At 60.3% G+C, this 12,696-nt stretch carries 13 protein-coding genes; 6 read left to right on the top strand and 7 right to left on the bottom strand.

Annotated features, from left to right (window positions below; genetic code table 11):
- Positions 1-278 precede the first annotated feature (278 nt).
- The 3 genes from OLZ32_RS00850 to OLZ32_RS00840 form a co-directional block, all read right to left on the bottom strand.
- A complete protein-coding gene (locus tag OLZ32_RS00850; protein ID WP_003540582.1) occupies positions 279-512 on the bottom strand; it encodes a DUF2171 domain-containing protein in 234 nt (77 codons plus the stop codon).
- 81 nt (positions 513-593) lie between these two features.
- A complete protein-coding gene (locus tag OLZ32_RS00845; protein WP_003540583.1) occupies positions 594-1,550 on the bottom strand; it encodes a DUF2950 domain-containing protein in 957 nt (318 codons plus the stop codon).
- A gap of 20 nt (positions 1,551-1,570) precedes the next feature.
- Positions 1,571-2,962: a DUF3300 domain-containing protein gene (locus tag OLZ32_RS00840; protein ID WP_003540584.1), complete on the bottom strand. Its 1,392-nt coding sequence runs from the start codon at positions 2,960-2,962 to the stop codon at positions 1,571-1,573.
- Between the two features lie 450 nt (positions 2,963-3,412).
- On the opposite strand from OLZ32_RS00840, the gene OLZ32_RS00835 reads away from it, so the two are divergent.
- The 5 genes from OLZ32_RS00835 to OLZ32_RS00815 all read left to right on the top strand — a co-directional run bounded on the left by OLZ32_RS00835 (position 3,413) and on the right by OLZ32_RS00815 (position 7,747).
- On the top strand, positions 3,413-3,877 hold the full coding sequence (locus tag OLZ32_RS00835; protein ID WP_003540585.1) for a hypothetical protein: 465 nt from the start codon (positions 3,413-3,415) through the stop codon (positions 3,875-3,877).
- A gap of 200 nt (positions 3,878-4,077) precedes the next feature.
- Entirely contained in the window at positions 4,078-5,796 is a 1,719-nt protein-coding gene (locus tag OLZ32_RS00830) for a SulP family inorganic anion transporter (protein ID WP_264419505.1), read from the top strand.
- Between the two features lie 6 nt (positions 5,797-5,802).
- Positions 5,803-6,648 (top strand): polyphosphate kinase 2, encoded by an 846-nt coding sequence (gene ppk2 / locus OLZ32_RS00825; RefSeq protein WP_017988634.1) that lies wholly within the window; start codon positions 5,803-5,805, stop codon positions 6,646-6,648.
- Positions 6,649-6,731: 83 nt separating this feature from the next.
- A complete protein-coding gene (locus OLZ32_RS00820) occupies positions 6,732-7,064 on the top strand; it encodes a hypothetical protein (protein WP_003540589.1) in 333 nt (110 codons plus the stop codon).
- Positions 7,065-7,243: 179 nt separating this feature from the next.
- Positions 7,244-7,747: a CYTH domain-containing protein gene (locus OLZ32_RS00815; protein WP_026159922.1), complete on the top strand. Its 504-nt coding sequence runs from the start codon at positions 7,244-7,246 to the stop codon at positions 7,745-7,747.
- Between the two features lie 96 nt (positions 7,748-7,843).
- Here OLZ32_RS00815 and OLZ32_RS00810 read toward each other — a convergent pair whose 3' ends face one another.
- The 4 genes from OLZ32_RS00810 to OLZ32_RS00795 form a co-directional block, all read right to left on the bottom strand.
- A complete protein-coding gene (locus OLZ32_RS00810) occupies positions 7,844-8,080 on the bottom strand; it encodes a hypothetical protein (protein ID WP_245271942.1) in 237 nt (78 codons plus the stop codon).
- Positions 8,081-8,126: 46 nt separating this feature from the next.
- Positions 8,127-9,155, bottom strand: coding sequence for a DUF2955 domain-containing protein (locus OLZ32_RS00805; protein ID WP_017988636.1), 1,029 nt, complete (start codon positions 9,153-9,155; stop codon positions 8,127-8,129).
- Positions 9,145-10,251: an HlyD family secretion protein gene (locus tag OLZ32_RS00800; RefSeq protein WP_003540597.1), complete on the bottom strand. Its 1,107-nt coding sequence runs from the start codon at positions 10,249-10,251 to the stop codon at positions 9,145-9,147. Before OLZ32_RS00800 ends, OLZ32_RS00805 begins: the two co-directional genes overlap by 11 nt.
- Before the next feature lie 151 nt (positions 10,252-10,402).
- Positions 10,403-10,660, bottom strand: a complete 258-nt coding sequence (locus OLZ32_RS00795) for a hypothetical protein (protein ID WP_003540598.1) — start codon at positions 10,658-10,660, stop codon at positions 10,403-10,405.
- A 145-nt stretch (positions 10,661-10,805) separates the two neighbouring features.
- On the opposite strand from OLZ32_RS00795, the gene OLZ32_RS00790 reads away from it, so the two are divergent.
- Positions 10,806-12,626, top strand: a complete 1,821-nt coding sequence (locus OLZ32_RS00790) for an adenylate cyclase (RefSeq protein WP_017988637.1) — start codon at positions 10,806-10,808, stop codon at positions 12,624-12,626.
- Positions 12,627-12,696 lie beyond the last annotated feature (70 nt).

Genomic DNA, 12,696 nt, shown 5'->3' with positions numbered 1-12,696 from the left:
CGATGCGATCTTGTAGCTGACGGGCAACGCCCCAGCCTTTTGCCGGAATCATACACCGACTGCAGACGAACCGCCAATCTGGCCATCGACAGCTGCTTCCGTTACCCCCTAGCCTGGGAGCGTTGGGAACGTCCTGCGCAACGTGGCGTTTATACCACGGTGTGCCGTGGCGCATCCGGATGCATCCCTGGTGCAACGTGGCGGGGCGGTTTTCGGCATCATGCCCAATCATGCCGTTCGAAGGAGGCTGCGGCCCGCAAGCCGCAGCCGACCGGCTGTCAGTTGATGGTAGCCCACTGCATCCGGACATCCCTGGCGTTCTTCGACAGATGGACGTGTGCGTCGACGTGATCGACCCAATCGATCGGGATCAAGTGGTGCTTGCCGTCCTCCGAATCCATCTTCGTCAGCTTGATGCGGGTGGTGCCATCGAGATGATCGACTGTGCCGACATGGGTGCCGTCGGCAGCCCGAACTTCCATATGTTCACGGATCTGCTCTGCGGAAATCATCGTTTCCTCCTTTGAATCATTGTCAGATACGAAGCGGCAACGACGTGGAGCGGACATGGTTCCAAACACGAGCGACGGTGTTCAATCAGCAGTCACGTCCCAGTTGTCATCCGGGTTGAAGGTCCTGATGCCATCAGCTATTTTTTCGGTCTGCCGGCCGAGATCGGCCTGGTAGACGGTGCCGTTCGCGTTCACTGCGAAGGTGTGCATCCCGGTTTCGCCATATCGGATCGGCCAGGCGATCATTGCGAATCCTGCGATCATGTTGCCGTTGATCACATAATCGAACTTTCCGCCGGCGATGTTCGGCCCCTGGCTGTCGATAATCCTGTAGCGATAGCCGTAATAGCCCTCGCCGGCCTTCGCCTTATCAAGTGCCGCATCGTCTTCGAGGGCATTGCCCGCCGGGCTATCACCTTCGCCCAGATCAGGCGACCAGTAAAGACCATCGGTTTTGCCGTCGCTGCTGATTAGTTTCTGGGCATATTCCAGGACGCCGTCACCGTCGCGGTCGGCGGAAGCATATTCCCTTTGGGCATCGACATAGGCCCGCATCGTGTCGATGGTCTGCAATTCGTTCTCGCCGACGCGACGATTGATGATCTCCTCGAACCCGGCATAGGTGTCGAAGGCCCATTTGCCATCGTCGCCCTTCGCGATCGGAAATGGCAGAGGCCATAATTTGTCGCCGATCTCGATGATCTTGCGGCCATCGACGTCCTTCACGACGATCTTCTTCTTCGTGCCGTCCCGGATCTGTGCATAGGTGTCCATCACTCCTTCGCCTGCCTTCGCTTTCGCCGCATCAATTCCCAGCAGCGCCGCGAACTTGTCGAAATCATCAGCCGACAAGGCCGCCTTGAAGGCGTCGACGGCTTGTTCCGGCGTCTCGAATACCGGGGGATCGCTCTGCGAAGCGAAGCCCGAGATGACGGTCGCATCGGATGGCTCTGCCGCAGATGTCGGAACCGGATTGGTGGCGAGAGCCGCAAGAGCGAACACAGAACCCAGAAGCATGTTTCTGACTGATTTGGTCATGACTTTCCTCCTTCTTTCGGTCACCGACGACCGCCGCCGCCGCGGCCACCGCCACCGCCACCGCGGCCGCCGCCACCGCCGCGCATTTCTCTACCGCCGCCGCGATTGCTCCCAGCCATGGCCTGTCTGCCGCGGTTGGACTGCATCTCAGCGCGCCTGCCGCTGTCGACCTGACCGAGGGCTGAAGGCTTTCTGGGCCGGTTGTCGACCCGGGCCGCTGGCTTCGCCTTTGCGACCGGACGTTTGGCGTTGCCCCCGGACCTTGCCTTTTCGCCAGCTCTGTTCGTCGTCCTCGCGTCGGGCCTGCGGTTCTGCGCGGCCTGCGCTGCCTTCCCGCCTCCAGAAGCCGCTCCCGTGTTGCCTGCCTTGTTGCGGGCAGTATTGATCCTGTCCGCATCGATCTTGCTCTTGCGGACATCGTTGACGCTGATTTTGCCCGGCTGGTTGCGGATCGTGTTCGCACGGTCGTTGCCTCTAGCTCCGACCCTGTTGCCGGCATTCGCCTCGATACTGCTCCGGAAGGAGTTGCGATCGATATTGTTGAACTGCGCGCCGTCGAACCCGATCTTGCTGCGGTCGACATTCTTCCAGTCGACGTCGTTGATATTCACTTTGCCGTTGATGTTGTTGAGGCAATTGTTGCAGTCGATATCGACGTTGCCGTTCCAGCGCCCGCCCCATACGCCCCAACCGTTCCAGTCGACGGCAGCGGCCCAAACCGCTCCTGTCACCACGCCCGCAAAAAAGGTGGCGGTCGGATAGTAGTAGTTTGGATACGGCTCTGAATAGTAGCCGATAGGCTCAGCCGCATAGTTTGGTTCATACAACATCTCCGGCGCATACTGCGGAACGTAGATCTTGTCAGGACTGGCGGAGACGATCACGACGTTGTCGTTCTCCTGGCTGACCTTGATCTTGTCGTCAGTCTTGATGATGCCGTCGGCGACCGCTTTGTCGCGCAGTTGCTGTATGGCGATCAGAACGTCCTTCTGCTGGACGGAGAGCGCCTCTCCGAGCGACTGCGTCCAGTCCAGATCGTCGCTCATCATCGTGACGATCTGGGGATAGTTCAGCAGCGATACGATGCTGCCGTCCCACGTCGTCTTCGGCTTGAGCTCGGGCTGCTTCTTCAAGGTTTCGAGAAACCGGGCTGCTTCCACGACCTGCAGCGGATAAAGCGACGCCGATGTGACGAGCGCGACCAGTTCGTCCGGATAAAGTGCAATCCGCGCCACCAGGATTTCGAGTTCGTCCTCGCTCAGCGGCGCCGGCGCATCGTCGTCCGCCGCAACGGGACTGGAAGCGGCAGGCTCCTGCGCGGCGGCGATCGGCATCGGATGTGGCGAAAACGGGAACCCTGCAAAAGGCAGGAACAGGCCCGTGGCGATTAACAATGCGTGAGGTCTAGCCATCTCAAATCCTCCTTGCGGTCAGACATGGTGTGTAGGCTGTCGACTATTGTATCTTCGCTCGTGCCGCATACTCCTCCGAGTAGAGGAGGATTGATAGCTAAACATCGGCCAAGCCGTCTTTTGCTCCAAATTTATAGCAAAGACGGCTCCAGGCGTAGTCTCGGGACTGATCTGGGACGTATGTTACAGTAACACGCTTACAAAAGCGGAGTTCAGCGCGCTGGCTAAAATCGACCGCAGGCCGCTTGATCACGAAGTCAAGGGCATGGACCACTGCCTCCCTTGAAGACGATATGGCACGCCAATTATCAGTCACCGCGAGGGCTCGGTTGACGGCTAAAATATCGGCCAGGCCGTAGGTTACCAGATCCTACAGTATCATACTGTCTAGTTGGACTTATCGGTGCTGTAGTTCTCGGTCTTGGCCTTCGGCCACTGGGAGGTAACGTCATGGCTGAAAGTGAAAAGTCAAATCCTCAGATGCTTAGCGCGGAAGAATTGAGGCAGAAAGCTCTGGAACTGCAGCTGGTAGAAATGCAGCGTGATGACAAAGTCAAAGCGCGTGAAGCAAAAAAACACGCGGAGTTCGTCGATGACTTCTTCCGCAAACACGTCGGCGACAAGGAACGTGACATTATCAGGCGCGTCGTCATGAAGGCAGCCGCCGACGGCAAATCCGAGGCCATGGTCTATAGCTTTCCGTCGAGCTTCTGCACGGATAGCGGCCGCGCGATCAACAGTGCCCGGCCAGAGTGGCCGACGACGCTTCAAGGAAAAGCCAAGGAAATATATGATCTTTTCGTCGAGGTGGCCCGGCCTCACGGCTACAAGCTGAAAGCAATGGTCATCAGTTTTCCGGGCGGCATGCCGGGCGACATCGGCTTCTTCCTGAATTGGGAGGCACCAGTCGGCTAGGCCGCTACGCAACGATGCGGTTCGTCAGCCATGGGTTAGGCCGGCGCATCAGCGCCCGCGGTCAACCCTTCGGCTGATGCTGCTTGGCAAGACCATCTTCGTCAAAGCCCAATCTGCGCCCAGTCTGGAGCGATCGGAGGCTACCCCACTGGTAGCCTGGGTTCGCTTCAGCAGATGAATGAATTTCCGGGGGGAGTGGCATGCTTCAAAGTTTTCATATGCCGATATTCAGGGGTCTGGAGGGATTTCGCGCGGACTGGCTGCGAAGCGATATTCCTGCGGGGCTGTCGATTGCAGCTGTCGGCCTGCCGAGTGCGATCGCTTATCCCGCCATCGCCGGCCTCCCCCCGGAAACCGGGATATATGCGAGTATCGTCGCGCCCGTTGCCTACGCTCTGTTCGGGCCGTCGCGGCTATTGGTGGTCGGGCCGGACGCCGGGACCATGGCGGTTCTCGCGGCGGTCATAGGAACTGTCATCGCCGCGCAACCTGCCGGCACATCAGCCGATCCGGTTGCAATCGCCTCTGCCCTGGCGCTCGGCGTCGGAGCCTTCTATTTTGCAGCACGGCTGCTGCGGCTGGGCGTCCTCGCAAGCTTTCTATCCCGCCCGATTCTAGTCGGCTTCTTTGCCGGCGTATCCATCTCCATTCTTGTCGGGCAGATCGGCCGCTTTACCGGGGTGCGTATCGAGTCCGACGGTCTCCTGCCGCCGATTGCCGAGATCATTCGCAAGAGTGCCTTGATCCATTGGCCGACATTGCTGTTCGGGCTCGCCATGTTCGCACTGTTGTGGATCGTGAAAGCCACGCGGCTGCCTGTACCGGGACCCGTCGTCGTTGTCGTCGTTTCCGTCATTCTCTCCGCCATCTTCAACTTTGAAGCCGCAGGCATCCGCGTCGTTGGCGATCTCCCCACCGGGCTGCCGTCATTCTCCCTCGATGCATTCTCTCAAATGCCCATGGACAGGATCGTGCTTGGGTCGGCAGCCGTCTTTCTGATCAGTTTTGGTTCGAGTATCGTCGCCGCACGAAGCTTCGGGGCGCGCTCCGGCGAGGAGGTCGACGCTAACCGGGAACTTATCGGGCTGGGCGCGGCGAACATCGCCCCCAGTCTGTTTGGTTCATTTCCCATCGCCGTGTCCGACTCGCGTACAGCGATCAATCTTGCAGTCGGCGGCAGATCGCAAGCAGCCGGTCTCGTTTCCGCCGTGACCCTGATGGCGGCGCTACTGTTCTTGAATGACGCCCTGCGCATCCTGCCGATCCCTGCCCTGGCGGCGATCCTGGCGGCAGCCGCAATCAGCCTGATCGACGTCAGCGAGTTGAGAAAGATATGGCACATCAGCCGCATGGAGTTCGTCTTTGCCCTGATCGCCATGTTCGGAGCCATCAGCTTCGGCGTGCTGAACGGCGTCATCGTCGCGATTGCCGCAACCCTGATCTATCTCCTGCGCAAGACGATGTTTCCGAAAGACACGCTTCTCGGCCGCATTGCCGGACGCGATGGCTTCTACGACATGCAGCGCTTTCCGGAGGCCCGGGGCATTCCAGGCATCGCCATATGTCTCGTCCAGGGCAATCTGCTGTTTTACAACGCCGATTATATCAGCATCCGGCTTCGCGCCATCGCTGACGGCCTGCCGGCCGAAACACGCTGGTTCATCCTCGACGCCAGCGCCATTGCGCATATCGACAGCACCGGAGCCGCAGCACTCGATGCCGTGCAGGCAAACCTCTCCGGGCGGGGCATCGCTTTCGGCGTCGCTCACCTGAACGCCGAGGTCACGGAGCTGCTGGCGCGCGCCGGCGTTGTCGACGGCATCGGAGCAGGAAAGTTCTTTGACGACACGGAGGACGCGCTGCGCGCCGCGCGCCTGGGGGAAGAAAGCGACCGGCCTTTGGCCGGAGGTCATCAGTGAAGGGACATGGAGGAAGTGATGAACAAACGGCAGGACGACGACACAGAAGTAGACGAAAAGAAAGGCAAGAAGTCCTGGAACTACGACAAGGAAATCGTAAAGCTTCAGGTCGAGCTCGCGCATCTGCAGGCCTGGGTGAAGAAATCCGGCGCTCGCATCGTGATCATCTTCGAGGGTCGGGATGCTGCCGGCAAAGGCGGGATGATCAAGCGAATTACCGAGCGCGTCAGTCCACGGGTCTTTCGCGTCATCGCGTTGCCGGCTCCGACCGATCGCGAAAAGACGCAAATGTATATGCAACGCTACATCGCGCATATGCCCGCCGCGGGCGAAATCGTCATATTCGATCGCAGTTGGTACAATCGCCCCGGCGTCGACCGCGTAATGGGATTCTGCTCCGAGAAAAAGGCCCGGCGCTTTCTCGAGCTGGCTCCCGGTTTCGAGGCCTCGATCGTCGAAAGCGGCATCACCCTGCTGAAGTACTTCCTGACGGTCGGCGAGGAGGAACAGGATCGCCGCTTCAGACGGCGGATCGACGATCCGCTGCGGCAGTGGAAGCTCAGCCCGATGGATGTCGAGTCGTACCAACGGTGGTGGGACTACACGGTTGCTTACGACGAAATGATCCGGGCGACGGACCGCCAGCACGCCCCATGGTGGATCGTGCCGTCGGACGACAAGAAGCGCGCGCGCATCAACTGCATCTCGCACATCCTGAAGTCGATTCCGTACGAAAAGGTGAAGTTCGACGCACCGGACCTCGGAAAACGTCAGAAGCGGCCCGGCGGCTATGTCGAAGACAGGAGCGTCCGGCATATGGTGCCGGATGTGATCGCCGACAACATGCGATGATCGGGGCCGCGTGGGACGAACACCGCACTGGAACAGCGCCGGCTATCCGACGCGGTGATGGTTTCAATCAACAGGAGTGTGTGATGATTTATCCAACTGTCCGTGCGCTATCTGTCGCCATTGGCTGCATTCTTCTCTTGGCGAGCATATCCGTTTCGCAAGCGCATGCGGCCGAGCCGTTCGAACAATTTCCGATAGTTATAACCTGTGAATATAAAGGCCTGCACCAAGCCTTCTACTTCACGAGATTGGATGCGGACGGTATGGCCACCTACATCAATCCGAGCAAGCTTGCGGGAACGATATCGATCGGCGGGACCGCTAAAGCGTTAGGTGAACCAATCGGCGGAAGTTGTTTGGGTAAAACACTTAAGGAGCTCAGGGCGTCGGGACAAGCTCGCGACCTAAAGCCCTAGCAACCTTCCCTTCCGGGTGTCATGGATCCGCATGCAGCAATCGACGGCCCGATCCAGCGGCAGGGAGGCTGCATCCCTGCCTACTCGATATTAAAGTTCGGACAGCGGAGCCTGGTGGGAAGTCCGTCAAGCATCGCCATCCAGGTTCGTCGTCGTTCGGAACGACAAAGGAGGGCAAGATGACCGCAGAGATTGAGCGAAAATTCCTCGTCGTAAACGGTAGCTGGCAGGATCACGCCTCCAAAGGAGCCGCATTCTGCCAGGGCTACCTGCTGGTTAGGAAAAACCGCTTCGTGCGGGTCAGGATCATCGATAACGCACGCGGCGTCCTGACGATTAAACTCCGGACCGGGCGCCTGCGCCGCGAGGAGTTCGAATATGAAATTCCGTATCTCGATGCCCTCGAAATGATCACTTTTGCAACAAGTGTGGTGGAGAAGACCCGCTATGAGGTGAACCATCGTGGCTGCCTTTGGGAGGTGGACGTCTACAGTGGCGTCCACGACGGATTGGTTGTCGCAGAAATCGAGCTTGCCGACGAAAGCGACCAACCTCCCTGCCCGCCGTGGCTCGGGCCGGAAGTGACCGGAAATGCCGCATTCTCCAATCGTACGCTCGCAATGCTCGTGCAACGCAACGACTACCGCAGCCGGAATGTATCCAGGCTGCAACCTGATGGGTAGCCTTCCCAAAGGAGGGAACAATGAGCGTCTTGGTAACCAGCGGCAGTTCCTCTGTGCCAGGTTGAAAGCAAAGAGCTGATGCTAACGCATCGGCAGTCAGCGCTGCAGGTCGTAGCACTGCGCCCTGCGGCTCCCGGTCTGGCAGGTCGCCGAGAGATGGAGGCGATAGCGCCGTTCTTTCATGCATTCGCTGAAGCCCTTGGGGTCGGGTGGATCCTTCCACAGATGGGCGAGTTCGCAGTGCTTGCGGACATTGATGAAGTCTTCGGTTCTCTCAGTGGCGTCAACTGAAGCCGCCGAAGCAGCTAACGCCAAAAACATCGCGCGGCTCAAGGCAGCCGACGCCTTCAAGACAACGTGCTCTCAGAGAACGCCTGAATCATGCCGATATCCTCTTTTTTTCCCCCGTCCGCGGCCACAGGATGACGGCAAACAGCAGCGCGTAGATCAAGGCTGCTGCGACATAGACGATGCGGGTGGCGAAGGATTCTGCAGCACTCCCCGGCAAAGGCGAAACCCCGAGGCCGAACAGGATCAGGAAGGTCGTAAGGGCGCCGGCAAATACCGGCGCATCCTTCGAGCGGGCGGCCGCGCGCCCTCCGATGAGGAGGACGACGACGAGAACGATGAGGAAGATCGAGAAAAGATTGGGGCGCAGCGATAGCGCGGCATAGGCAACGGAGGCGAGCACGCCGCCGAACAGGTTGACGAGCACGAGCCCGATCGCCGCCCGCGCGCTTGCGGCAACGTCGAGCTGCCCGAGCAGCGACGCAACGGTGATCGGAATGACCGCCGCAGCGGTCAGGTTGTCGCTCGTCAGGCAGATCACGACGGAGCCCAGAAGGATGACCGTGTTGGCCAGTGCCCGACCCAAGGCCGGCGGCCGCTCCTCGATCGGCGCCGCCTCGATATGTTGGGAGAACGGCTCGGGAAAGATCGCATGGGCAAACCACATCAGAACCGTGCCCGACAACACGCCGGTGACCAGAATGGACAGGATGGAGTTGGCGAGTTCCTTGTTGAGGATGCCGAGCAGAGGCACGATAATCGCGACGACGAGCACGAGAAAGACGGCCGGTCCTCCCTTTCCCGTCGACTGTGCGGCGAAGCACGCGAAATAGGTCAGCCCCAGGATGAGAAGGAAGGGTGCGGGACGCTCGCCGAGGACGTCGGTCAGAACCATCATCGCGATCCCGGCGATCAGCATGACCATCGCCGCGCCGATGGTCTTGCCGAGCGGCATGGGCCGCGAACTTCCGAGCAGAAACTGGGCGGCAAAGAGCGGACCCAGGAAGGGCACGATGGCCCCCGCATAGACTGCGAGCGTGAAGCCGATCGAGACCGCGAACGCAACCCGCAGCCCCTTGCGTTTCTGCTCCTCGACCGCGGGGCTCGTCTCAGCGGACATAGGTCAGCACCGACATGATGCGGATCCAGAGCGATCCCCAGGCATTGGTGACCGGGTTGTCGCCGGTGTAGATGACGACGGTCGCCTGCGATCCGTAGCGTACGCCGCCCTTGGGCCTCTGCGCCTCCTCGATGATGAGCCGGACCGGAAACCGCTGCGGCTCCTGGACCCAGCCGCTATCGCTCCGGATCGTCGGCAATCCGGTGTTCGGGTCCGTGCTGCCTTGCGATACTCCGAAACCAACGCTCTCGACTTGGGCCGGAAACAACCGGCCGGGAAGCGCGTCGAAAAGGACTTCCGCCCGGTTGCCGACTGCTACCTTCTCGAGGCTGTTCTCCTTGAAGGCGGCTGTGATCCAGATCGTTCCGACATCGATAAAGGTCATGGCTGACTGTCCAGCGGACACGACCTTACCGATTGTAAGTTGGAGGTTGGTCACGACCCCGGCCGAAGGTGCCTGAACGGTGGTCCGCACCAGATCGAGTCGTGCCTTTTCGAGCGCTGCCAGAGCTGCCCGGAGCTGCGGATTGTCATTTCCGCTCGGCCCGAGCTGCTCCTTGGCCTTGGCCAGCTCAGCCTCAGCACCGATGACGGCCGCCTCTGACTGACCGAAAGCCGATCTGGTTGAATCAGCCCGCGCTTTGGAATACACGCCCCTCTTTTCCAGCTCTGCGGCGCGCGCAGATTGTTCGCGAAGATTGTCGCGATCGACCTGGGCCGTTACGAGCTTTGCCTGCGCCGCATCGACAGCAGCCGTTGACGCGCCCATCGACTGGCCGACACTTGCAAGGCTCGCCTCGGCCTCGCTGACCGCGAGTTCGTAGCGCTCGGGATCGATACGAAAGAGAAGCTGGTTGGCCTCGACGCGCGAGTTGTCGGTGACGCCGACTTCCACCACCCGGCCGGTGACTTCGGGCGCGATGCCCACGATATAGGCTTGGACTTGAGCCTGCGAGGTCGACGGCGTGCGCCGCTCCATGAAGATGGAGAAAGCGAACAGGGCGAGCGCCAAAAGGACGATAATGAGTGCTATCCTGCGGAGGGGATTCCGAGGCGTTGGGGAAATGGCAGGCTCGTCCAAGTTTTCGGAAACCACAGCAATATCCTTCGGAGGCGTTTCGTTTCGTGGAAGCGCAAAGTTTCAGCGCCGGACATTTGTCGCGATGGTCGTTACCGGGCGATGGAACGCAAGTAGGTAACCGTAACATACGCCTTGCGATGGCTTGCCGCCGGCCTGGTCGCACGCATCAGCGAGCGGTTGGCGGTATCGAGGCGTCAAGCGCGCCCTCTATCTCCTTGGAGAGTTCGGCGATGAGTTCCTGGTATTCGACGACGCGCTCGTCGCGTTTCAGATCGGTCGAGACGTTCCATTTCTGCAGCGCCGATTGGGCGTCGGCAAAGTCCCTGCAGATTTCCCGAAAATCCTCACTGCGGGCAGAAAGATCGTCGATCGCCTTGATCCTGGCTGGAAACTGCCGACGGACTGCGGTCACGCCTTCGTCCATGGTCCACTCCTTAACGGCATTTGGAACGCTGCCTCTGTAACGTGTGCCCGGCTCAATCTTCGTGGACGACGATCAGTTCGTGGAGTATGTTACCGTAACATACGGTCTGGCAGTGATGTGACTCAACGGGGGGATTGGGGCAGACATGCAGACGTGGATACCAGCAGAGGGGTCTGCAGCGCTCATTTCTTCAGGGCTGGCGCCTCAAGCCGACGAGATCAGGGAGCAGCTGGAACGTGTCGTCTCCAGCCCTGAATTTCCACGCGTCGGTCGCGCAGCCACGTTTCTCCGCTATGTCGTCTCGGAAACCCTCGAGGGCCGGGGCAACCGGATCAAAGCCTATTCGATCGCAATCGAGGTATTCGGCCGGGATCCCGGCTTCACCCAGGACGACCCGGTGGTCAGGATCGAGGCCGGACGGCTGCGGCGCTCGCTCGAGCGTTATTATCTCGTCGCCGGGCAGCAAGATCCGGTCAGGATCGACATTCCCAAAGGGGGATATGTTCCAACCTTCACCTGGTCCTGTCCGGCGTTAGTCGACATTGGAGGCGAAGACGCTGGCGAAACATCGGGCTCTGAGGTCCGTTCCGGACGCTGGTGGCGCGCAAGAAGGGTCTTGTGGCCGGGTGCTGCTGCGCTCGCTGCAGTGGCTATTTCGCTCTATTGGATCGGGGCGCCGTCTCCCGCTCCGTCGCTCGAACGCGTTGCAAGCCTGTCGCCCGATCGGCCGGCCCTCGTAGTGGCCCCGTTTGCCAATCTCGGCGAAGGGGCGGAGGCGCAGCTGTACACAGCCGGCCTGACCGAGGAACTGATGACCATCCTGCCACGGTTCAAGGAGATCAAGGTCTTCGGCCGCGAAACGTCCAAGTCCCTCCCCGCGGATGTGGGCGCATCGGAGATCCGAGCCGAATTCGGCGCACGCTATCTCCTTGCCGGCGGGGTACGCACGTCGGGCAAGCGTCTTCGAGTGACGGCGAGGCTGCTCGATACGTCGGACGGCGAAATCCTCTGGTCGGAGAACTATGACAACGATCTCGCATCGGGAGACCTGTTTGCGATCCAGACGGATGTCGCCAGAAAGGTCGCAACCGCCATCGCCCAGCCCTACGGGGTCATGGCACAGATCGACTCCGCCAGTCCGCCGCCGGATGACCTCGGCGCGTATGAGTGCACTTTGCGCTTCTATGCCTATCGTTCGGAACTGAGCGCCGAAGCGCATGCGCGCGTCCGAGATTGCCTTGAGGCCGCGCTCGCGCGGTTTCCGAACTACGCGACCGCCTGGGCAATGCTGTCGATCGTCTATCTCGATGAGGACCGGTACAAGTTCAATCCGACACCAGGCCAGGATACAGCCATACAGCGTGCACTCGATGCCGCCAGGCGCGCAACCCAGATCGATCCGAACAATACGCGCGGGCTCCAAGCGCTGATGACGGCGTTGTTCTTCGACAGGCAGCTCGCTGAATCGCTTCGTGTGGGCGAGCAGGCGCTCGCCACCAATCCTAATGACACCGAACTGATGGGCGAGTTCGGAACCCGGCTTGCGATCGCTGGCCAGTGGCAACGTGGAGCAAGCCTGCTGGACCAGGCCATCGCCCTCAATCCAGGCAGCGGCGGCTTCTACCACGGAACGCGAGCCCTGGCCGCCTATATGCTCAGCGACAACCACACTGCCGTGCTGGAGATCAGGCAGGCGAACATGCAAAAGTTCCCTCTCTTCCATGTTGTCGCCGCCGTCATCTACGCAGAGGCTGGCATGATGGACGACGCCCGCCGGGAAGGACAGGTGTTCGTCAGCATGCGACCCGACTTCCTGCCAAACATCGTCACGGAACTTGCAATGCGCAACATGCAGCCCGAAGATCGCGACCGCCTGATCGAAGGACTTCGCAAGGCGGGGATGACTGTGCCCGATCCCGACGCAATTGCGTCGACTGCCACCACCTCCGACCTGCAACCTCGCTGATACCGTCTCCCCGACCGTAACATACCCGATCATACGGGCACGCCATCTCATCTTCGCATAGTCTGACCTC

The sequence above is a fragment of the Rhizobium acaciae genome, assembly GCF_025941625.1.
Lineage (GTDB): Bacteria > Pseudomonadota > Alphaproteobacteria > Rhizobiales > Rhizobiaceae > Rhizobium > Rhizobium acaciae.
Note: the sequence above shows the minus strand (reverse complement) of the source record. Positions and strands in the feature narration are given on the sequence as shown.

Coding starts and splice junctions, on each gene's coding strand:
- OLZ32_RS00850 (WP_003540582.1), bottom strand. CDS start 512: ATGATTTCCGCAGAGCAGATCCGTGAACATATGGAAGTTCGGGCTGCC.
- OLZ32_RS00845 (WP_003540583.1), bottom strand. CDS start 1,550: ATGACCAAATCAGTCAGAAACATGCTTCTGGGTTCTGTGTTCGCTCTT.
- OLZ32_RS00840 (WP_003540584.1), bottom strand. CDS start 2,962: ATGGCTAGACCTCACGCATTGTTAATCGCCACGGGCCTGTTCCTGCCT.
- OLZ32_RS00835 (WP_003540585.1), top strand. CDS start 3,413: ATGGCTGAAAGTGAAAAGTCAAATCCTCAGATGCTTAGCGCGGAAGAA.
- OLZ32_RS00830 (WP_264419505.1), top strand. CDS start 4,078: ATGCTTCAAAGTTTTCATATGCCGATATTCAGGGGTCTGGAGGGATTT.
- ppk2 (WP_017988634.1), top strand. CDS start 5,803: ATGGAGGAAGTGATGAACAAACGGCAGGACGACGACACAGAAGTAGAC.
- OLZ32_RS00820 (WP_003540589.1), top strand. CDS start 6,732: ATGATTTATCCAACTGTCCGTGCGCTATCTGTCGCCATTGGCTGCATT.
- OLZ32_RS00815 (WP_026159922.1), top strand. CDS start 7,244: ATGACCGCAGAGATTGAGCGAAAATTCCTCGTCGTAAACGGTAGCTGG.
- OLZ32_RS00805 (WP_017988636.1), bottom strand. CDS start 9,155: ATGTCCGCTGAGACGAGCCCCGCGGTCGAGGAGCAGAAACGCAAGGGG.
- OLZ32_RS00795 (WP_003540598.1), bottom strand. CDS start 10,660: ATGGACGAAGGCGTGACCGCAGTCCGTCGGCAGTTTCCAGCCAGGATC.
- OLZ32_RS00790 (WP_017988637.1), top strand. CDS start 10,806: ATGCAGACGTGGATACCAGCAGAGGGGTCTGCAGCGCTCATTTCTTCA.